Here is a 20,171-nt window from a genome sequence, read left to right as displayed (position 1 = left end):
GCCGACTAGGGCAAGCCCCAGCTTGCCCGGGCCGCGGGGCGGATTTAGAACGGAACCCTGACTCTGCGGGGGACTCGACATGGTGCTGGGACCGATCGATCGCGTGCTGACCTTGCTGTCGCCGCCTCCGCCGCCACCCCCGCCGCCGCCACCGCCGCCGCCTCGGGAACCGCTGTCGACACAGCGCACCTTGCCCGAACCGTCCTATCACCCCGATCTGGCGCGCCTGCAGGCCAATTTCGCGCCCAAGACCGGCGGTCCCGACGGCCCTGGCTTCGCCAGCGAGGTCCGCGGCCAGGACAGCAAGCCGATCGACCTGGACCTGATGAAGCTGGCCAATGCCGCCTACGACCCGAGCACCACCCGGGTCGACGGCTGGACCCGCGTGAGCGATGCCGATCTGCAGAGCGCCGGCATCGATCCGGCGCTGCTGGAAACGCCGGAAACCGGCTTCCGCGCCGGCGTCTACAGCGACGGCAACGGCCGCTACGTGCTCGCCTACTCCGGCTCGAACGAAACCAAGGACTGGACCGGCGCCAACTTCCCGCAGGGCCTGGGCTTCGACGCCGAGCAGTACGACCAGGCGGTGCAGCTGGCGCAGCTGGTCTCCAACAGCGCGTTCGGCCGCGACGGCAACCTGGTGATCACCGGGCATTCGCTGGGCGGCGGCCTGGCCGCCATCGCCTCGCTGGCCACCGGCGTGCCGGCGGTGACCTTCGACGCCTCCGGCGTGCACGACAAGACCATGCAGCGCCTGGGCCTGGACCCCGGCACGGCCAAGCAGCAGGCCGAGAACGGACTGATCCGCCGCTACAACGTCGCCGGCGACCCGCTCACCGCCGCGCAGGAGGACACGCCGGGCCTGAGCAGCATCATGCCCGACGCGCCGGGCCACGAGATCACGCTGAAGGATCCGCTGCCGCCGATCAAGGCGCCCGAGTGGACCTGGAATCCGATCGAGATGGGCAAGCGCACCGCCGAGTACCTGAAGGACAAGGCCGAGCGCGTGGCCGACCTGCACCGGCAATCGACCATGATCGAGGCGCTGCAGGAACAGCAGCCCTGGCTGCGTTGATGCGGCGCTAGCGCACGCGGATGCCGCGCGTGCGCTACGCTCGCCTGCCCCTTGCGCCTTCCGCCGACGATGCGCCTCGTTCCGCTCCGCGCCCTCGCGCTTTCGCTCATACTGCTCTGCACTGCCTGCCGCGGAGACGCCATGGACGCCGAGAAGGCCTTCCACGACCCCCAGACCGCCGCGCTTGCCGCCGCCGCCGCGCGCGGCGATGCGGCGCAGGTGCGCGAACAGGTGCGCCAGGGCGCCGATCCCAACGCGCGCGGCGAGGACGGCGTGAATCCGCTGCAGTTCGCGCTGATCGCGCGAAACGCCGACGGCATGCAGGCCCTGCTCGACAACGGCGCCGACCCCAACCGGCCGGGCCTGGGCGGCAGCACCGTCGTGCACAGCGCCGCCATCGCCGACGACCCGGACTACCTGCAGCGGCTGCTCGCCGCCGGCGCCGATCCCAACGTCCGCCACGAACGCACCGGCGCCACGCCGCTGGCCGGCGCCACCGGCCCGCGCACCGACGCCCAGTTCCGCCTGCTGCTCCAGCGCGGCGCCGACCCGGACCTGGCCGACCACGGCGGCAATACGCCGCTGCACGCCGCCGCCATGATCAACGCTGGCGAGCACGTGCTGCTGCTGCTCGAACAGGGCGCCAGCCCGAACCTGCGCAACGCGCAGGGCGCCACCTTCCAGCCGTATTTCTTCAAGACCCCGGCCGCCTCGCTCACCGCGCAGGCCCGGCAGGCGCGCGAAACGGTGGTCGCCTGGCTGCGCGCGCACGATGTTCCGCTGGAAGCGGGCGCGGGCTGATGAACGCGCCCAGGGTGCGTTTCGAACACCACTCCGGCCCGGCGGTCCTCCTCCCCGCCGGCACGGTGATCGAGCTGGAGGGGCGCAGCAGCGTCGCCTTCCGCGACGGCCGCGTCGCCGCCATCGTCGACCGCGGCCCGACCTGAGCCTCGGGCCCCGCCGGGGCGTGCCCCGATTCCGGCCGGGCGTCACAATCCGCCCGCGCGCCCCGCCACGGTCCCGCGATGGCGGAGGCACCACTAGGGTTACTCCTAGCTGTTCAGACTGCGGGCGGCCTGCCTATGCTGCCGCCATCAACTCAAACCAGCGTGAGACGCGTCATGGGCTTCCCGATCGATCCCTATCTGCCGCCACCGCCGCCTCCGCCGCCCCCGCCTCCGCCCCCGCCACCCCCTCCGCCGCCGGAACCGGTGCCCAAGGGCGACGGCACGTTCAGCGGCAAGGTCGCCGGCACCGATCCGCAGCAGAAAACCGATCTGCAGTTCGCGCAGATGGCCAACGATGTCTACGACATCCCCGATCCCAAGACCGGCAAGACCGAGACCAAGTCCGAAGCCGAACTCAAGGAAGCGGGCTGGAACCGCCTGCAGGTGCCGCCGGGCGACAACCCGGACCATCTGGTCGACGCGCAAGGCAACCGGATCAACATCGATCCGAAGATGCTGGAGGACAGCAAGAGCGGCTTCCGCGCGGCCATCTACCAGAACGCCGAAGGCCAGTACGTCGTCGCCTACGCCGGCACCGATCCGAAGGAAATGGGCGACCTGCGCGCCGACGCCGGCCAGGCCTTCGGCCTGGAGACCAAGCAGTACAACCAGGCGATGGCGCTGGCCAAGGAAGCCACCGACGAGTTCGGCAAGGGCAACGTCGCCTTCGCCGGGCACTCGCTCGGCGGCGGACTGGCCTCGTTCGCGGCCCTCTCGGTGAATGCCAGCGCGGTCACCTTCAATGCCGCCGGCGTGAGCAACGACAGCCTGCGCAGCCTGGGCATGAATCCGAACGCGGTGCGCGACCAGCTCGCCGACAGTGGCCAAGTCCGCCGCTACGTGGTCAACACCGATCCGCTGACCCTGGCGCAGCAGGACCTGCCGCTCATCCCGATCCTGCCGATCGGCTCGCCGCCCAACGCCGTCGGCCACGAGCTGCGCCTCACGCCGCCGCCGGGCACCACCCCGGTGGTCGGCACCCACGGCGGCAGCGGCGACGACGGCGACGTCTACGTCGAGGCCGTGCGCACGCAGACGCCGTACGAGCCCAAGGAGCACGGCCTGGTGTTCAACACCGTGCAGAACGCCGGCGAGATGATCTTCAACCAGTGGGGCAACGTCGCCCAGAACGTGCGCAGCAACATCACCGACACCGTCACCACGGTGAAGGACACCGCGGGCGAGATCAAGGACACCGTCCAGAGCAACTACAGCGAAGGCCGGTACGTCGACGGCACGGTCAGCGTGGTCGGCGATGTGGCCGACGGCACCCTGAACCTGGCCGGCAAGACCGTCTCCAACGGGCTGTCGCTGACCGGCGACACGGTGCAGAACATCACCGACGGCGGCGGCCAGCTCATCCGCGACCTGGGCAAGGGCAGCCTCCTGGAAACCCCGGCCAACTTCGTCGCCGGCCTGGTCGAGGGCACCGGCAACCTGTTCGCCAAGGGTACCGACGGCCTGGGCAAGGGCATCGAGTGGCTGACCGACAAGGGCGGCGACGTGGTCGAATGGGGCGTGGACCGCATCGCCGACGGCGCGCAGGGCCTCTACGACGGCGCCAAGTGGACCGGCGGCAAGATCGTCGAGGGCGTGAGCTGGACCGGCAACAAGATCTCCGAAGGCGCCAGCTGGGTCGGCGACAAGGTCAGCAAGGCGATGCCCTGGAACTGGTAACGGGTCCGTTACTCCCGTTCCGCTATCCTGCAGGCCCGGCCGCATTCCGCGGCCGGGCCTTCGACTTTCCAAGCCTATGACGCATGCACAGCCGGCGGGCCGCACCGCGAACGCCCGCGCCTCCGACGCCCTCCCCCGCGCGGCGCTGACGCTGCGCGGCGGCATTCGCGTGGCGCTGATGGCCTCGCTTATGCTGTTGGCCTGCAGCGCCTGCGCCAGACCAGGAACCAGCCCGATGTCGAGCAAGCCCTTTACCGATCCCTCCACCGCCAGCCTGGCCGAGGCCGCCAAAGACGGCGACGCCGTCAAGGTCCGCGAACTGGTGGCGGCCGGCGCCAACCCCAACGCCGAAAGCGAGAACGGATTGCCGCTGCTGCAATGGGCCATGCTCAACCAGAGCCGCACCGGCTTCGAGGCCCTGCTGGCCGCCGGCGCCGACCCCACGCGCGGCGACAGCGACGGCGACACTGCCGTGCACCTGGCCGCGCAGGCCGATACGCCCTACTGGCTGGAGACCCTGCTCAAGCGCGGCATCAGCCCCGACACGCCCAATACCAAGACCCAGGCGACGCCGATGATGTCGGCGCTGATGTCCGAGCGCTCGGGCAACGCCGACCTGCTGATGAAGTCCGGCGCCCAGCTCGACGCCGTCGACCGCCAGGGCAACGCCGCGATCCATGTCGCCGCCAAGATCAACGAGACCGGGCGCATCCTCAAGCTGCTCGAGGCCGGCGCCAATCCCAACCTGAAGAACGCGCGCGGCTCGAACTTCCAGCGCTACCTGTTCATGACGCCGGAAAACGTGCTCAACGGCGAGACGCGCCGCCAGCGCGAGGCGATCAAGGACTGGCTGCGCGCGCACAACATCCCCGTCGAAGACGCCGGCTGACCCAGCCTGTCGCCGCTGGCGGCGGCGACTGCGCGCAACGTAGCTGAAAGCGATTCCAGGCGCGGCCCCGGCATCCGCCGACGCCTCACCCCCGCGCGTCGCCCGCCGCCTTCGCATGTCCGTCGCCCGGCCTGCTCGATCGTCCAAACGTGGGCCGCGGCCCGGCTGGTAAAATCGCCGCCTTTCCGCAGCCAGCGGCGCCCTCCGGCGCCGTCGCCACGCCATGACCAGCACCGCCGAACTGTCCTCGCCCGCCTCCGCCAACACCTTGCTGACGCATGGCGTCGTCGACCCCGACTACACGCTGGACGACAAGTTCGTACGCACGGAAGGCCGTATCTACCTCAGCGGCGTGCAGGCGCTGGTGCGTCTGCCGCTGATGCAGCGCCTGCGCGACCAGGCGGCGGGCCTGAACACCGGCGGCTTCATCTCCGGCTATCGCGGCTCGCCGCTGGGCGGCTTCGACCTGGAGCTGTGGCGTGCGCGCAAATATCTTGAACAGGCGCAGGTGAAGTTCCAGCCCGGCCTCAACGAGGACCTCGGCGCCACCATGGTCTGGGGCACCCAGCAGACCAACCTGTTTCCGGGCGCCAAGGTCGATGGCGTCTACGCCATGTGGTACGGCAAGGGGCCGGGCGTGGACCGCTGCGGCGACGTGTTCAAGCACGGCAACGCCGCCGGCACCTCGCGCCACGGCGGCGTGCTGGCGCTGGCCGCCGACGACCACGCCTGCCGCTCCTCGACCCTGCCGCACGGCTCGGAAGGCGAGTTCACCAGCGCGATGATGCCGATCCTCAACCCGGCCGGCGTGCAGGACATCCTCGAGCTCGGCCTGATCGGCTGGGCTATGTCGCGCTACACCGGCCGCTGGGTCGGCTTCAAGACCATCGCCGAGACGGTGGAGTCCTCCGCCTCGGTGGACGTGAACCCGTTCGCGCTGCAGATCGTCACCCCCGACGACTTCGAGATGCCGCCGGGCGGCCTCAACATCCGCTGGCCCGATCCGCCGCTCGACCAGGAGATGCGCCTGCACCGCTACGCGGTGAAGGCCGCGCAGGCCTTCGCCCGCGCCAACCGCATCGACCGCACCGTGATCGATTCGCCGAACGCGCGGCTGGGCATCGTCACCACCGGCAAGAGCTACCTCGACGTGCTGCAGGCGCTGGAATACCTGGGCCTGGACGCGCGCGCCTGCGCCGACCTCGGCATCCGCGTCTACAAGGTCGGCATGACCTGGCCGCTGGAGCCGATCGGCATCCGCAACTTCGCGCGCGGGCTGCAGGACATCGTGGTCGTGGAGGAGAAGCACAGCTTCATCGAGAGCCAGATGAAGGAGCTGTTCTACAACTTCGACGGCAACCGCCCCTCCATCGTCGGCAAGTACGACGAGAGCGGCGAATGGATCCTGCCCTCCACCAACGAGCTCACTCCCGCGCGCATCGCCGGCGTGATCGCGCGCCGCATCCAGCGCTTCCATGACTCGGAACAGATGCGCGATGTGCTGCGCTGGATGGACGCCAAGGAGAGCGAGCTGGCGCTGCCGCGCGCGCAGTTCCCGCGCGTGCCGCACTACTGCTCCGGCTGTCCGCACAACACCTCGACCAAGGTGCCCGAGGGCAGCCGCGCGCTCGGCGGCATCGGCTGCCACTACATGGTCACCTGGATGGACCGCAGCACCGACACCTTCACCCAGATGGGCGGCGAAGGCGTCACCTGGTGCGGCCAGGCCGCCTTCACGGACACGCCGCACGTGTTCCAGAACCTCGGCGACGGCACCTACTTCCATTCCGGTTCGCTGGCGATCCGCCAGTCGATCGCGGCCGGCGTCAACATCACCTACAAGATCCTCTACAACGACGCGGTCGCGATGACCGGCGGCCAGCCGGTCGACGGCACGCTGTCGGTGCCGCAGATCGCCCAGCAGATGCGCGCCGAGGGCGTGCAGACCATCGTCGTGCTCTCCGACGACATCGAGAAGTGGTCGGACAAGGCGCCCGCTTCTGCAGGTATCTTCCCGCCGGGCGTGGAGTTCCTCGACCGCCGCGAACTCGACGCCGCGCAAAAGCGCCTGCGCGAGGTGAAGGGCGTGAGCGTGATGATCTACGACCAGACCTGCGCCACCGAGAAGCGCCGCCGCCGCAAGCGCGGCAAGATGGTCGACCCGGCCAAGCGCGTGTTCGTCAACACGCTGGTGTGCGAGGGCTGCGGCGACTGCGGCGTGAAGAGCTTCTGCGTCTCCGTGCTGCCCAAGGACACCGAGTTCGGCCGCAAGCGCGAGATCGACCAGAGCAACTGCAACAAGGACTACTCCTGCGTCGAGGGCTTCTGCCCGAGCTTCGTCACCGTGCACGGCGGCGCGCCGCGCAAGGGCAAGAAAATCAGCGCCGCCGAGCGCCTGGCCAACCTGCCGGCGCCCAGCTTCGCCACCGATCTCTCGCAGCCCTGGAACATCCTCATCACCGGCGTCGGCGGCACGGGCGTGGTCACCATCGGCGCCCTGCTCGGCATGGCCGGGCACCTGGAAGGCCGCGGCTCCACCGTGCTCGACCAGACCGGCCTGGCGCAGAAGGGCGGCGCGGTCACCACCCACATCCGCTTCGCGCGTACGCCCGCCGACCTGCACGCGGTGCGCATCGCCGCCGGCGAGGCCGACCTCGTGCTCGGCTGCGACATGGTCGTGGTCAACGACTACTGGGCGCTGTCGAAGATCCGCGCCGGCCGCAGCCAGGTGGTGCTCAACACCTACGAGGCGATGCCCGGCACCTTCACCACGCGTCCGGACATGCAGTTCCCCGCCGCCGACATCGTGCAGGCGGTCAAGCAGGCGCTGGGCGGGGACGAGCCGCTGTTGGTGGACGCCACCCAGCTCGCCACCGCGCTGATGGGCGATGCCATCGCCGCCAACCTCTTCATCCTCGGCTTCACCTGGCAGCGCGGCCTGGTGCCGATCTCGTTCGAGGCGCTGATGCGCGCGATCGAGCTCAACGGCGCCGCGGTGGAGATGAACAAGACCGCCTTCGCCTGGGGCCGCCTGGCCGCCATCGATCCGCAGGCGGTCAACGAGGCCGCCGGCATCGTGCGCAACGCGCCGACCGCCGCCGAACGCACGCCGGGCGCGCTGCAGTCGCTGCCGCCAGGCGAGTGGGAAAGCACCGAATGGGGCGCCACCTCCGCGCCGAAGGCCTCGCGCGCGCAGGACGAGCTGCGCCATTTCTCCGGCAAGGCGGAGGGGCAGCCGCCGGCCGAGGGCCGCGGCGACAACGTCGCCTTCCTGCCGCTGGACGACCTGCGCCTGTCGCGTTCGCTGGAGGAGGCCATCGACCGCCGCCGCGCCTTTCTCACCGACTACCAGAACGCCGCCTACGCCAGGCGCTACACCGACTTCGTGGCCAGGGTCCGCGCCGCCGAGACCGCCAAGGTGCCCGGCTCCAGCGACCTGTCCGAGGCCGTGGCCCGCTACTTCTTCAAGCTGATGGCCTACAAGGACGAGTACGAGGTGGCGCGCCTGTACACCAGCGGCGAGTTCCGCCGCCGCATCGAGCAGCAGTTCGACGGCGACTACACCCTGCACTTCCACCTCGCCCCGCCGCTGCTGGCCAAGAAGGACGCCGACGGCCGGCTGCAGAAGCGCGAGTACGGCGCCTGGGTGTTCACGGCCTTCAAGCTGCTGGCCAAGCTGCGCGGCCTGCGCGGCGGCGCGCTCGACATCTTCGGCTACACCGCCGAGCGCAAGGGCGAGCGCCAGCTGATCGCCGACTACGAACGCACCGTCGGCGACCTGCTCGACGCGCTCGATGGCGGCAACGTCGACCTGGCCGTGGAGATCGCCAGCATTCCCGAGCACATCCGCGGCTACGGCCACGTCAAGGAAGCGCACCTGCACAAGGCCAAGGCGCGCGAGGCCGAGCTGCTCACGCAATGGCGCAATCCGCTGCGGATCGTGCAGGCGGCCTGAGCGCAGTTCGCGGGCCTCGCTAGGGCGAGGCCGGATCGGCCCGGGCAGGCTGCGGCGCCCGAGGCCGCAGCCAACGCCGGCGCAGCGCGCGCTCGCAGGGTTCGGAAAAGCCGCGCGCCAGCGCCCAACCCAACCCCCAGCACAGCGGCAACAGCGCCAGGTACCACCAGAAGCCGCCGCGCATCCCGCCGCCGGTGAGCTTGAACGCGCCGACGATGGCGAACACCACGAACATGTGGGTGAGGTAGATCTCGTAGCTCAGCCGTCCGCACGAGCGCAGCCAGGCCGTCCCGCGCGGGGCCGACGCCAGGCCATGCGACTGCCGCCAGTGCAGTCCCGTCACCAGGCAGGCGGCCGACGCGGTGAGCAGCAGCATCGTGCCGTTGCCCAGCAGCGGCCACAGCACCCCGCCCCAGCCGAGCACCGCGAGCAGGCCGACCGCGCCCAGCACGCACAGCCCGGTCGCCTCGCGCGCGCTGGCGCGCCAGCGCCGCACCGCCATCGCCGCCAGCACGCCGGTGGCGATGGCTGCCATGCCGGGCAGGTAGGCCTTCTCCCGCCAGATCTCGTTGTCCGCCAGCGCCGCGCGCGTGGCCGGCAGCGACAAGGCCAGCGCCGCCAACGCGAGCGCCAGCCAGCGCGCGTCGCGCAGCAGCAGGCAGGCGAGCGGGAAGCCGAGATAGAACACTTCCTCGATCGACAGCGACCAGAGCACGTCCCAGCCGCCGGGCAGCCAGCCGGTGCGACCTTCGTACCAGTTCAGCGTCAGGCCGAGCGCGGACAGCAGCGCGCCGCCCAGCGACTGCGTCGGCTTGTCGATCACGTAGTCGGGCACGCTGGCCAGGTGCATCGCCGAGAGCACGGCCAGCAACAGCAGCAGGCAGGGCAGGATGCGCGCGGCGCAGGTAGAAGGCGCGCGCGTCGACGGCCGACAGCCGGCCCCAGCGCTGCAGCGAATGCAGCGCGATCAGGAAGCCGGAGATCACGAAGAACACGAACACCGCCTCGTAGCCGTTGTAGCCGAGCGCGTCGAGCAGGCGCCTGGGCAGCACCTCAATCAGCGCGGTCTCGCGCAGCGGGATGCGCAGGGCGAGGTGGTGGAGCACCACCAGCAGGATCGAGACGCCGCGCAGGGCGTCGATGCCGGCATTGCGCGAGGCCGGTTCACCTTCCCTGGCGAGGGCGGGCCGCATGCGCGGTTTCGTGCGGGCGGCGCCTACTTCCTCGGCGCGAAGATCGCGCTCAGGTGATCGGGCGTGCCCTCGACGCGCTCCAGGTGCGGGTAGCGCAGGCCGCCGCGGTAGTCGACCGACACCGTGCGATAGCGGTCGAAGTCCTTGACCAGCAGCCGGATCGGCGCGCCGCCGCTCTTGGCCGCCTTGATCGCGTCCTCGAGGTTCTCCTTGCTGTAGCCGCGCTCGTCCACCGCCAGCAGGCTCATGCCCACGCCCAGCCCGGCGTTGAACGCGGGGCTGTCCCAGCGCACCTCGCCGAGCCTGCCGTCCTTGTTGACGCGAAAACCGATCGAATACAGGAAGTCGCTGCCGCCGGTCAGCGGATTCTTCTCGTTCGCCTTGGCGATCGCGCTCGGCGTCTCGGTATAGACCAGCCGCCAGCCGCTGGCTTCCAGGCCGCCGGTCAGCGGGCCGCTGCCGTCCAGCCGCTGGCGCAGGAAGCCGGCCCAGTCGTCGGCGACCAGCGCGTTCAAGGCGGCGACCACGTCGTCGAAGACGTAGGGCTTGGCGACCCAGCTGCCGTCCTCGACGCCGAAGAAGGCGCGCGCGAAATCGTCCAGCGACTTCTTGCCGCCGCTCCTGGCGCGCAGGCGCGCATCGACGTCGAGCCAGATCAGCTGGCCGGCCTGGTAGTAGTCCTCGCTCATCTGCCAGCCGCGGTAGGGCTTGGTGCGGCGCTGGGCGATGATCGGATCGTTGGTGGTGTCCTGCACGTTGCGCCAGGCCAGGCCCGGACGGTTCTCGCTGTACAGCGCCGCCACCATCGCCAGCTCGTCGCGCGACTGCTCCTGGGTGCGCAGCCCGGCGCGCGCGGTGAGCACGTTGCCCCAGTACTGGGTCTGGCCTTCGTACACCCACAGCAGGTCGTCCTGCATGGGCACGTTGAAATTGGGCGTGAGCAGGCCCGCCGGACGGCGGAACTTGCCGTTCCAGGAATGGGTGAATTCGTGCGCGAGCAGGTCGTCGGTGCCGACCTTCGGATCCCAGTCCTTGAAGTAGTCCACGCCCATGCCGTTCTCGCTGGAGCGGTGGTGCTCCAGGCCGTTGCCGGACATCTGCCCGGACAGCGAGAACAGGAAGTCGTAATGGTCGTAGTGGTGCGAGTCGAACAGCTTGTAGGCCTGCTTGATCAGGTTACGGTGCTGAGCCACGTGCTCGGGCTTGGCTTCGAGATAGCGCGGGTCGTCGGCGATCACGTTCAGCCGCACCGGCGCCTTGGCGCCGGGGTCCAGGTCGATGGTCTTGGCGTAGCGGCCGGCATACACCGGCGAATCGACCAGGGTGTCGAAATCCACGGGCTTGTAGCGCACGGTGTCGCCGGCGCGCGAATCGACGTCGAGCGCGGTGAACGGCTGCCAGCCCTGGGGCACCTTCAGCGTCGCGACGAAGGTGACCTTGTCCGCGGCGTGCCCGGCCGGATACAGCGCCACCATGTTCCACTGCAGGTTGAGCATGGTCGGCGTCATCACCACGCGTCCCTGCTCGCGGTCGGTGGGCGAGAGGTACTGCGCGGAGACCTCGATCTCGCTCACGCCCTGCGGAACGTCCAGATTGAAGGCGTACACGTCGAGCGGATCGCGCTTCCACGCCAGGCGCTGCCCGTTGCCGGTGATGGTCAGGCCGGCGAACTTGTCCACCGAACCGTAACCGGCATGGCGGCCGGGCAGCCACTGCGGATACAGCAGCGTCAGCGGGCCGGGCTTGACCGGGATGCGCTGCTTGGCGCGGAAGATGCGGTGCGAGAGGTCGGTGGCGTCCACCTCCAGCGCGATGGTGCCCGGATACGGCGTGTCGGCCGGCATGGCGTTGCGCTGCGCGTGCGCGGCCGGAACGGCGGCGAAGGCGAGCACCAGGCACGCGGCGGCGCGCAGCGAGGGGACGCGCATCGGCGAGCGACGATCGGACGGCTGGCGCGGCATCGCGGATCTCCTGCGTAAGACGACGAACCCCGTATCGTAGCCAAGCGCCATCGCCTGCCCCCCTGCCATTGGGCATGCCCGGCGCCCCGCGCGGCGCCCGATGTTGCCGGGCAGCATGCCCCGCCGGGGCCGGCACGCTACCCTGCCCCTTCCGCACGCTCCGGGTACGCCGCGCTTCATGACCGCCACCGCCAACGTCGAGCCGCAGGTCTTCGACACCGATCTCACGGCCCGCCTCGACCGTCTGCCCTGGGGGCGCTTCCATACCCTGCTGGTCCTCGCGCTCGGCATCACCTGGCTGCTCGACGGGCTGGAAGTGACGCTCGCCGGTGCCGTGGCCGGCGCGCTGAAGGAAAGCCCGGTGCTGCGCCTGAGCAGCTCGGACATCACTCTGGCAGGCGCCGTCTACATCGCCGGCGCGGTGCTGGGCGCGCTGTTCTTCGGCTGGCTGGCCGATCGCATCGGGCGACGCAAGCTGTTCTTCATCACGCTTGCCGTCTACATCGTTGCCACCGCCGCCACCGCGTTCTCGTGGAACCTGTGGAGTTTCCTGCTGTTTCGCTTCTTCACCGGCGCGGGCATCGGCGGCGAATATTCGGCGATCAATTCCACCGTCCAGGAATTCACCCCGCCGCGCTACCGCGGCTGGGTCGATCTGGCCATCAACGGCACGTTCTGGGTCGGCGCCGCCATTGGCGCGGTGGGCGCCATCTACATGCTCAATCCGGACATCGTGGGCGGCGAGCTGGGCTGGCGCTTGTGCTTCGGCATCGGAGCCGTGCTCGGCCTGGTGATTCTGTTGATGCGCTGGTGGATTCCCGAGAGCCCGCGATGGCTGATCATCCATGGCCACCGCGATCAGGCGCGCGACATTGTGGAGAACATCGAGCGGCGCTTCGAACGCGCGGGCCATCGGCTGGCACCGGTACCGCCCGAGATGCACCTTCGCCTGCGCAGTCGCCGCCACACCTCCCTGCTCGAGGTCATCCAGGTGCTGCTGCAGCGCCACCGCCGCCGCTCGCTGGTGGGCATGGCGCTGCTGACCTCGCAGGCGTTTTTCTACAACGCGATCTTCTTCAGCTACGCCTTGGTGCTGACCGACTTCTATCGCGTGCCTTCTGACAAGGTGCCCTGGTACATCCTGCCCTTCGCGCTCGGCAACTTCTGCGGCCCCCTGCTGCTCGGTCCCCTGTTCGACCGCCTCGGCCGCCGCATCATGATCTCCTTCACCTACATCATGGCCGGCGTGCTGCTCACCGTCTCGGGCTACCTGTTCCAGCAGAACGTGCTCGACGCCACCCAGCAGACCATCGCCTGGATGGTGATCTTCTTCTTCGCCTCCGCCGCCGCCAGCTCCGCCTATCTCACCGTCGCCGAAACCTTCCCGCTGGAAATCCGCGCCCTGGCGATCGCGGTGTTCTTCGCCTTCGGCACCGCGCTCGGCGGCATCAGCGGCCCGCTGCTGTTCGGCGAGCTCATCGAGACCGCCAGCCGCGACAACGTCTTCATCGGCTACCTGATCGGCGCCGCGCTGATGGTCGGCGCGGGACTGGTGCAGGCGTTCTGGGGCGTGGCGGCCGAGCGCCGCTCGCTGGAAACGGTGGCCGCGCCGCTGTCCCTGGTGCTGGACGAGGAGCGCCGCGACTGAGGCGCGGCCGGCTGGGACGCGGCCGAACCCGCCATCCGGTCTCGTTCCCTGCGCCGCCGGCGTGACATAGTCACGGCCCGGACGCACCGTCGTTCCCGCAGCGGGAGGCCGCCATGCAGCTCAAGCGCATCTACGACAACTGGGACCAGGTCCGCGCCGCCTCCGGCACGCCGAGCAGCCGCAACCGCCGCGTCTGGCGCGACTACCTGCGCACCCGTCCGGCGATCGCCTACTGGGGCGATTCCTGGTTCAGCACGCCGCTGTACAAGAACCTGTACTGGAACAGCTTCGCGCGCATCGACGGCCTCTCGCTGCGCCTGGGCGGACCGGGCCTGACGGCCGCCAGGATGTGCACGCCGGCGCAATGCCGCAACTACGCCGAGCGCCTGAAATCGCGCGAGTTCGACCTGCTGTGCCTGAGCATCGGCGGCAACGACGGCATCGCGCCGCTGGCCAGGCTGTTCGCCGAGGCAGGGCGCATGTCCGCCGAGGACGCCTTCGCGCGCCTGCTCGCGGCCGGCACGTTCGAGGACATCCTCGAGCGCTACCGCATCCTGCTCTCGGCGATGCGCACGGTCGGCGGCGCCTTCCGCGTGGTCGGCCACGGCTACGCGCGCCTGCAGCGCATCGGCGAGCCGGGCCGCACCAGCATCAAGAACCTGGGCCTGGCCGCGCCGCTGATCGGCAACGTCGGTCCCTGGCTGTGGCCGCCGATGAAGGCGGTGCTCGGCAGCAAGGCCGAAGCCCGGCGCTTCGCCGGGCTGCTGCTGGTGCGCGGTTTCCGCGACCGCGTGCTGGCGCCGGCCAAGCGCGAGTTCCCGGGGCTGTTCTCCTACGCCGACTTCAGCGGCGTGGCCGACGCCGACGACCCCGGCTTCTGGTACGACGAGATCCATCCCACCGAAAGCGGCTTCGGCACGCTCGCCACCGGCTACAACGCCATGATCCGCGCCGCGCTGCCGGCGGCCAAGCGCGCGGCGGTGGGTTGAGGCGCGTTCCGGGGTCGCGCTTTAACGCTTTTGACACGCGGGGCGCGGCACGCTGTCGCTTCCCTGTTTCGAGGACATCCCCATGCCCATGCGCGCGTTGCTCGTCCTCTCCGTGGTCTTGTCGCTGTCCGCCTGCGCGCACGATCCCGCCGGCGCGCAGGACGCCGCGGCCTCGACTCCGCCCGCAGCGGGATCGACCCCCGAAACCCCCGTCGACCCCATGCCCGCCGACTGCAACGCCGCCGCCGCGCAGTCCTATGTCGGCCAGGCCGCCAGCGACGCCAACCTCGATGCCGTGCGCGGCGCCACCGGCGCCAAGAACGTGCGCGTGATCAAGCCCGGCGACGCGGTGACCATGGATTTCCGCAGCGACCGCCTGAACATCGAGCTCGACGCGCAAGGCAGGATCGCCAGGATCGGCTGCGGCTGATCCGGCGCCTGCGCGCACGCGACACGGCCAGCGGGGAATAACGATGCGTCGATACTGGCTGATCGCGGTGGTCGCGCTGATCGCGCTCTGGGCCTGGTCGCAGCGCGCGCCCGAATCGGCGTTGCCGGCATCCGGCACGGGCGCCGACGATTCCGCGCAGCAACGGACCCTGCCCGCCGACGCAGAGGTGCAGGCCCCGGCCTGGCTGCCGGAGGAAGCACGCGACACGCTGCGGCTGATCGAGCGCGGCGGCCCGTTCCCGCATCGCCAGGACGGCAGCACCTTCCAGAACCGGGAAGGCCGCCTGCCCGCGCAGCCGCGCGGCTATTACCGCGAGTACACCGTGCGCACGCCCGGATCGCGCGACCGCGGCGCGCGGCGCATCGTCGCCGGCGGCGACCCGCCCCGCGAATTCTTCTACAGCGACGATCATTACCGCAGCTTCCGCCGCTTCGATGCGGAGACGACGCCGTGAGCGCGCTCGAGCTCGGCGCCCTGCTCTCGGATCCGGCGCAGAGCGGCGCCTACTTCGTCGACGTGCGCGACCGCGAGACGCTGGAGGAAGCCGCGCTGGCGCTGGACTTCGCCGTGGCCGCCATCGACTGCGCCGGCTGCTCGGACAAGGACGAGATCCTCGACCGCTTCGCGCAGGCGCTGCGCTTTCCCGACTGGTTCGGCGCCAACTGGGATGCGCTCGAGGATTGCCTGGGCGACCTGTCGTGGTGGCCCGCCAGCGGCTACGTGCTGCTGCTCGACCACATCGCCGCCTGGCGCGGCGCCGATCCCGAGGCCTTCGCCATCCTGCTCGATATCCTCAACAACGTCGCCGCCGGCTGGGCCGAGGCCAACGTGCCGTTCTGGGCCGTGATTCCGATGTCCGCCGAATCGCTGCCGGACACGCAGTGAGAATGCCGCAAGCCTGAACGTTCGCGTACGACGAGACGCACGAACGTCGCGATTGCGACGCGGATCGGCGCAGCACACGTTTTCGTACGTGAAAACTAACGCTTCTGCTACATGCATCCCGCGAGAATCGTGGCGTCGCAATTACGCACGACGAGGAGACAACGCACATGAAAGGCATCCTGTTGCCGCTGGCCGCCGCGGGCACGCTGATCTCGGCACTGACCCTGTCGGCCTGTTCGCCCAAGCCCAGCGAGACGCCGTCGCCGGATTCTCCGCCGCCGGCCGACTCGTCCGCGCCCGCCACCGATACCGCGCCGCCTGCCGACACCGGCACGCCGCCGGCGGACTCCACGACACCGCCTGCCGATTCCACCATGCCGCCCGCGGACTCCACCACGCCGCCGCCGGCCGACGGCACCACCCCGCCGGCGAGCGATCCGAACGCACCGGCCGATTCGACGGCACCGCCGAAGACCTGATCCAAACCTCTCTCCAGGGTTTCGGCTCTTGGCCCATCTCCCTCTCCGGGGAGATGGGTTTTTCTTTTGCGGCCTGCCGCGCGGGCGGCGTCAGTCGTCTTTCTTCGTGCCGCTCAAGTCCAGCGGCTTGCTCTCCTCGCTCCCGCTCTTCCAGGTGCCCGTGGCCCGGCGCTCGCAATTGCGCGAGACCGGTTCGCCGGGCCGGTCCGGCTGGCTGGTGCACAGGGGATTGGCGTCGACCGCCGCGTTGGTGTCCTCGTACTGCACCGTGCCGCATCCGGCGGCGGCGAGCGCGATCAACAGAGCGAAGGCATGGCGCATCACGATTCCTCTTCGAAGCGGCGATGCCGGGATTCTGCACCCGATCGGCCGGCTTTGCGCGCGACGCCTTGCCCGGATGGATCCGTTCCGGGGCGCTCAGGCGGGATCCGGGTCCGGATCGACGGACGGCGCCGCCGTCCCGCGCGCGCGCGCGAAGCGCCATGCGACCCCGATCGCGGCCACCATCATCAGCGCCGCCGCCCAGAACGGTGCCCCCGGCAGATGCACCGGCGTCGTCGGTTCGATGAACCAGGCGAAGACGTTGGTGTAGAACACCGGCGCCAAAATGCCGGCCAGGCTCGCCAGGCTGGCCAGCGCACCCTGGACGCGGCCCTGCACGTTCGCCGCCACCTGCCGCGTCACCAGCGCCTGCGTGGCCGGCATCGCGAAGCCCCAGAACGCCATGATCGGCACGCCGATCAGGAACAGCAGGCCGGTTGGCGCCCAGCCGTAGATCGTGAATCCGATCACCCCCGCCGACAGCCCCACCAGCAAGGCGCGCCGCTCGCCCCAGCTGGCGACCGCGTGCTTCACCAGCACCGCCTGCACGACCACCCCGCAGATGCCCACGAACGCCATCACGCTGCCAACCTTCTCCGGCCCCCAGTTGAAGCGGTAGTCGGCGAACAGCACGAACACGCTCGGATACACGTAGTGCGCCATGTTGATCAGGAACACCACCGCCACCAGCCCCCAGATCTGCGGGTAGCCGCGCAGCAGCTGCAGCGAGCCGAACGGGTTGGCGTGCTTCCAGTCGAAGCTCGGCGAGCGGTGTTCGGGCTTCAGCGACTCCGGCAGCACGAACCAGCCGTAGACGAAATTGCACAGCGCCAGCAACGCCGCGCCCCAGAACGGCCAGCGCAGGTCGAAATGCCCCAGCCAGCCGCCCATCACCGGGCCGACGATGAAGCCCAGGCCGAAGGCCGCGCCGATCATCCCGAACGCCTGCGCGCGCTTGTCCGGCGGCGTGACGTCGGCGATGTAGGCGTTGGCGGTGGTGAAGCTGGCCGAGGTCACGGCCGAGATCACCCGGCCCACGAACAGCCACGGCATCGAATTGGCCAGCGCCATGAAGATGAAATCGATGCCCAGCCCCAGGCAGGACAGCAGGATCACCGGGCGGCGCCCGAAGCGGTCCGACAGCGCGCCCTGGATCGGCGCGCTCAGGAACTGGATCAGCGAGAACATCAGCCCGAACACCCCGGTCCAGTGCAGCGCGCTGATGATGTCGCCGTGGGCGAACTGCTTCACCAGGCGCGGCAGCACCGGAATGATCAGCCCGAAGGCCAGGATGTCGATCAGGACGGTGACGAAGATGAAGACGAGGGCGGCGCGGCGCGCGCCCGACGCTGGCGGTGTGGCGGTCACGGCGGGGCTCGGCGGTTCCCGGGAGGCGGCGCGTAGTCTAGCGCGGGCGCCGTCTCAGCGAGCGAGACCGAGTCGGCCAAAACCGAACCCAGGCGCGGCCCCCGCTCAGCCCTCCATCGCCTCGCGGCCGCGCAGGAAGCGCAGGAACTCCGCGCGCGTGCGCGCGTCCTCGCGGAAGGAGCCGAGCATCTTCGAGGTCACCATGCTCACCCCGCGCTTGTGGATGCCGCGCGTGGTCATGCACTCGTGCGAGGCCTCCACCACCACCCCGACCCCGAGCGGATGCAGCACGTCCTGGATGCACTGCGCGATCTGCGCCGTCATCTTCTCCTGCACCTGGAAGCGCCGCGCGTAGGTCTCCACCACCCGCGCCAGCTTGCTGATCCCCACCACCTTGCCGTCGGGCAGGTAGCCCACGTGCGCCCGCCCGATGATCGGCGCCATGTGGTGCTCGCAGTGGCTCTCGAAGGAGATGTCGCGCAGCACGATCATCTCGTCGTAGCCGGCCACCTCCTCGAAGGTGCGCGCCAGGTATTCGCGCGGATCGTCCCCGTAGCCGCTGAACCAGTCGCCGTAGGCGTCGGCCACCCGCTTGGGCGTATCCAACAGGCCTTCCCGCGCCGGATCGTCCCCGGCCCAGCGCAGCAGCGTGCGGACCGCCTCCTCGGCCTGCTGGCGGCCGATGCCGTTGCGTTCGTCGGGGGGATTTGCCATGAATAGCGCCTTACGATGATGACAGGGCCTGCCATCATACTCATGGACCTCGGCGCGGCGGAGTATAGGGGACAGGTATCGGGAATATTGTCTCAAACAAGCAGCACTGCCTACCAAGCTACAAGCTCGTTGCTTCAATATTTCCATCAACAGCCCCTTGACGCAATCAAAAATTCTGCTTCTTACCGTGTTACGCCTTAAGGCACCTCTGCGCAATCTTTTGAAGCCGCAAACCCACAAGCGCCCTCCAAGAGAAAGGTTTTGTATGTGCGCTTTTCAGGATCCACAAGACCAACTCCAATTAATCCATAATGTCTCGAATATAAATACATCATTCCAATCTTTTTATTGTCTTCGCGAATCATAGATAATTTTTTCTTGTTTCCCCAAATACTATATTCGTCGACAGAATCTACTGTATACCGATGTCCATCGAACACCCAAGATTTTCCAACCACCTCCACCTCATCATTATTTGGCACGGAAAAATAAAACACTTTTGATTTCGCACAAAAATATTCTTCGTGCTCTTTGCACAATTCGATTTTTTCTGCAACATCGGCAATAAGAAATAATTTATTCCCCACATCTATTGAGATATTCTTTTGAGGAAATACTGGGTCGCCATATCGATACAACGAATCACTCGCAGTTGCAGTGAACGCGACCAATAGCAATAGAGCAACACACACCAGCAGGGTTGTGGATTTCATTAGTATTTTCATCAGTTTGCGCATCCGCAGCGAGTTTTAAAAAATCTATTTGACCATGCATCCGCATCGATTTCACCCGGAAACTTTGTTGTGTCTTGTCCTGAGATAAGGGCTCGCAAATAAGCGCCCTTTTCAGACAAATATAAATTTTGATTTTCCACAAAATTGTGCCTCAATTCGTGGCCGCCCACAAAAAATAAATCGCTTTCAAGTGCGCCTTGTTTAAAGGTGGTTGTATGCGTTTCATATACATTTATGGCCAAATCACTTCTATCTGGACGGGCACTTCCTACCGTCGCGTCTAGCTTTACTTTCCATTTATCGAAAATCGGCTGTATATAGTCTTTGTCTTTTTTACATTTCTTGTCGATTAATTCTTGCATATACCTGCCCATTCCACGAAGCCGTTCTTCATACTTATGGGCATCCGACGCCATAAATTCTCTTCTTCTTTTTAGTCTGTCAGAAAATGATTCCCCCGCTATTTCTTGAAATCTACTAATAACCTCAAACATCCCCCATGGGTCGACCAAACTGACCGGATTTCCTCCGGCATACATGTAAGGATTCAGCCCCCCGTTTAATCCAATCGGATCCACCTGCAAGTATTTGCCCGCATTCGAGTCGTAATACCGATTGATGTTGTACCAGAGCCCACTCTCCTGGTCGTAGTACTGCCCCGGGAACCCGACGTTCAACCCGCCAATCGCATCAACCGCCACCGTCCGGTCGAACGCCCCGTTGGTCGCCTTCCAGACGATCGCTTTTGTGCCATCGGTCACGATCTCCGGCCGGCCCAGGTGGTCGGCGTGGATGTAGCGCACGATGTTGTTGCGCACCATGCCC

Annotated in this window: 18 protein-coding genes and 1 pseudogene; 12 read left to right on the top strand and 7 right to left on the bottom strand. The window is 68.2% G+C overall.

All coding sequences use genetic code 11. The features are described 5' to 3' along the window. Nucleotides 1–79 precede the first annotated feature (79 nt). From MD221_RS15290 to MD221_RS15265, 6 genes are all read left to right on the top strand, one after another. Nucleotides 80–1,075, top strand: a complete 996-nt coding sequence (locus MD221_RS15290) for a Tle-like phospholipase domain-containing protein (RefSeq protein WP_242112779.1) — start codon at nucleotides 80–82, stop codon at nucleotides 1,073–1,075. A gap of 141 nt (nucleotides 1,076–1,216) precedes the next feature. After that, nucleotides 1,217–1,876, top strand: coding sequence for an ankyrin repeat domain-containing protein (locus tag MD221_RS15285; RefSeq protein WP_242112778.1), 660 nt, complete (start codon nucleotides 1,217–1,219; stop codon nucleotides 1,874–1,876). Then, nucleotides 1,876–2,022, top strand: coding sequence for a hypothetical protein (locus MD221_RS15280; RefSeq protein WP_242112777.1), 147 nt, complete (start codon nucleotides 1,876–1,878; stop codon nucleotides 2,020–2,022). The genes MD221_RS15285 and MD221_RS15280 overlap by 1 nt, the downstream gene beginning before the upstream one ends. Nucleotides 2,023–2,286: 264 nt before the next feature. Then, nucleotides 2,287–3,759, top strand: a complete 1,473-nt coding sequence (locus MD221_RS15275; RefSeq protein ID WP_242112776.1) for a Tle-like phospholipase domain-containing protein — start codon at nucleotides 2,287–2,289, stop codon at nucleotides 3,757–3,759. Nucleotides 3,760–3,994: 235 nt separating this feature from the next. Next, on the top strand, nucleotides 3,995–4,648 hold the full coding sequence (locus tag MD221_RS15270; protein WP_242112775.1) for an ankyrin repeat domain-containing protein: 654 nt from the start codon (nucleotides 3,995–3,997) through the stop codon (nucleotides 4,646–4,648). Nucleotides 4,649–4,871: 223 nt separating this feature from the next. Continuing rightward, a complete protein-coding gene (locus tag MD221_RS15265) occupies nucleotides 4,872–8,603 on the top strand; it encodes an indolepyruvate ferredoxin oxidoreductase family protein (protein WP_242112774.1) in 3,732 nt (1,243 codons plus the stop codon). A 19-nt stretch (nucleotides 8,604–8,622) separates the two neighbouring features. Here the strand turns inward: MD221_RS15265 and MD221_RS15260 are convergent. After that, a pseudogene (locus MD221_RS15260) lies at nucleotides 8,623–9,796 on the bottom strand (acyltransferase family protein). 23 nt (nucleotides 9,797–9,819) lie between these two features. Then, nucleotides 9,820–11,757 (bottom strand): M61 family metallopeptidase, encoded by a 1,938-nt coding sequence (locus MD221_RS15250; protein WP_242112770.1) that lies wholly within the window; start codon nucleotides 11,755–11,757, stop codon nucleotides 9,820–9,822. Nucleotides 11,758–11,935: 178 nt separating this feature from the next. On the opposite strand from MD221_RS15250, the gene MD221_RS15245 reads away from it, so the two are divergent. From MD221_RS15245 to MD221_RS15220, 6 genes are all read left to right on the top strand, one after another. Then, nucleotides 11,936–13,405 (top strand): MFS transporter, encoded by a 1,470-nt coding sequence (locus tag MD221_RS15245; RefSeq protein WP_242112768.1) that lies wholly within the window; start codon nucleotides 11,936–11,938, stop codon nucleotides 13,403–13,405. Between the two features lie 113 nt (nucleotides 13,406–13,518). Continuing rightward, nucleotides 13,519–14,394: a hypothetical protein gene (locus MD221_RS15240; RefSeq protein ID WP_242112766.1), complete on the top strand. Its 876-nt coding sequence runs from the start codon at nucleotides 13,519–13,521 to the stop codon at nucleotides 14,392–14,394. Between the two features lie 82 nt (nucleotides 14,395–14,476). Next, entirely contained in the window at nucleotides 14,477–14,824 is a 348-nt protein-coding gene (locus MD221_RS15235; protein WP_242112765.1) for an I78 family peptidase inhibitor, read from the top strand. A 43-nt stretch (nucleotides 14,825–14,867) separates the two neighbouring features. Further along, nucleotides 14,868–15,299, top strand: a complete 432-nt coding sequence (locus tag MD221_RS15230) for a guanyl-specific ribonuclease (RefSeq protein ID WP_242112764.1) — start codon at nucleotides 14,868–14,870, stop codon at nucleotides 15,297–15,299. Then, on the top strand, nucleotides 15,296–15,730 hold the full coding sequence (locus tag MD221_RS15225) for a barstar family protein (RefSeq protein ID WP_242112763.1): 435 nt from the start codon (nucleotides 15,296–15,298) through the stop codon (nucleotides 15,728–15,730). The genes MD221_RS15230 and MD221_RS15225 overlap by 4 nt, the downstream gene beginning before the upstream one ends. 167 nt (nucleotides 15,731–15,897) lie before the next feature. Beyond that, entirely contained in the window at nucleotides 15,898–16,209 is a 312-nt protein-coding gene (locus MD221_RS15220) for a hypothetical protein (protein WP_242112762.1), read from the top strand. Between the two features lie 90 nt (nucleotides 16,210–16,299). Here MD221_RS15220 and MD221_RS15215 read toward each other — a convergent pair whose 3' ends face one another. The 5 genes from MD221_RS15215 to MD221_RS15195 all read right to left on the bottom strand — a co-directional run. Beyond that, on the bottom strand, nucleotides 16,300–16,530 hold the full coding sequence (locus MD221_RS15215) for a hypothetical protein (protein WP_242112761.1): 231 nt from the start codon (nucleotides 16,528–16,530) through the stop codon (nucleotides 16,300–16,302). A gap of 96 nt (nucleotides 16,531–16,626) precedes the next feature. After that, the gene (locus tag MD221_RS15210; protein WP_242112760.1) at nucleotides 16,627–17,898 is read right to left on the bottom strand and encodes a TCR/Tet family MFS transporter; all 1,272 of its coding nucleotides are present in this window, start codon (nucleotides 17,896–17,898) and stop codon (nucleotides 16,627–16,629) included. A gap of 105 nt (nucleotides 17,899–18,003) precedes the next feature. After that, nucleotides 18,004–18,612, bottom strand: a complete 609-nt coding sequence (gene folE / locus MD221_RS15205; protein WP_242112758.1) for a GTP cyclohydrolase I FolE — start codon at nucleotides 18,610–18,612, stop codon at nucleotides 18,004–18,006. Nucleotides 18,613–18,809: 197 nt separating this feature from the next. Next, on the bottom strand, nucleotides 18,810–19,325 hold the full coding sequence (locus MD221_RS15200) for a hypothetical protein (protein ID WP_242112757.1): 516 nt from the start codon (nucleotides 19,323–19,325) through the stop codon (nucleotides 18,810–18,812). A gap of 11 nt (nucleotides 19,326–19,336) precedes the next feature. Then, nucleotides 19,337–20,171 (bottom strand): RHS repeat domain-containing protein (locus MD221_RS15195; RefSeq protein ID WP_277928920.1); only part of this gene is annotated, 835 nt, incomplete at its 5' end.

Origin of the sequence: Luteimonas aquatica, from assembly GCF_022662575.1 — a bacterium.
GTDB classification, from domain to species: Bacteria; Pseudomonadota; Gammaproteobacteria; order Xanthomonadales; family Xanthomonadaceae; genus Luteimonas; species Luteimonas aquatica.
The sequence above is the reverse complement of the archived record's forward strand: the minus strand, read 5'-3'. Positions and strand labels throughout refer to the sequence as shown.

Coding starts and splice junctions, on each gene's coding strand:
- MD221_RS15290 (WP_242112779.1), top strand. CDS start 80: ATGGTGCTGGGACCGATCGATCGCGTGCTGACCTTGCTGTCGCCGCCT.
- MD221_RS15285 (WP_242112778.1), top strand. CDS start 1,217: ATGGACGCCGAGAAGGCCTTCCACGACCCCCAGACCGCCGCGCTTGCC.
- MD221_RS15280 (WP_242112777.1), top strand. CDS start 1,876: ATGAACGCGCCCAGGGTGCGTTTCGAACACCACTCCGGCCCGGCGGTC.
- MD221_RS15270 (WP_242112775.1), top strand. CDS start 3,995: ATGTCGAGCAAGCCCTTTACCGATCCCTCCACCGCCAGCCTGGCCGAG.
- MD221_RS15265 (WP_242112774.1), top strand. CDS start 4,872: ATGACCAGCACCGCCGAACTGTCCTCGCCCGCCTCCGCCAACACCTTG.
- MD221_RS15250 (WP_242112770.1), bottom strand. CDS start 11,757: ATGCCGCGCCAGCCGTCCGATCGTCGCTCGCCGATGCGCGTCCCCTCG.
- MD221_RS15245 (WP_242112768.1), top strand. CDS start 11,936: ATGACCGCCACCGCCAACGTCGAGCCGCAGGTCTTCGACACCGATCTC.
- MD221_RS15240 (WP_242112766.1), top strand. CDS start 13,519: ATGCAGCTCAAGCGCATCTACGACAACTGGGACCAGGTCCGCGCCGCC.
- MD221_RS15235 (WP_242112765.1), top strand. CDS start 14,477: ATGCCCATGCGCGCGTTGCTCGTCCTCTCCGTGGTCTTGTCGCTGTCC.
- MD221_RS15230 (WP_242112764.1), top strand. CDS start 14,868: ATGCGTCGATACTGGCTGATCGCGGTGGTCGCGCTGATCGCGCTCTGG.
- MD221_RS15220 (WP_242112762.1), top strand. CDS start 15,898: ATGAAAGGCATCCTGTTGCCGCTGGCCGCCGCGGGCACGCTGATCTCG.
- MD221_RS15215 (WP_242112761.1), bottom strand. CDS start 16,530: ATGCGCCATGCCTTCGCTCTGTTGATCGCGCTCGCCGCCGCCGGATGC.
- folE (WP_242112758.1), bottom strand. CDS start 18,612: ATGGCAAATCCCCCCGACGAACGCAACGGCATCGGCCGCCAGCAGGCC.
- MD221_RS15200 (WP_242112757.1), bottom strand. CDS start 19,325: ATGAAATCCACAACCCTGCTGGTGTGTGTTGCTCTATTGCTATTGGTC.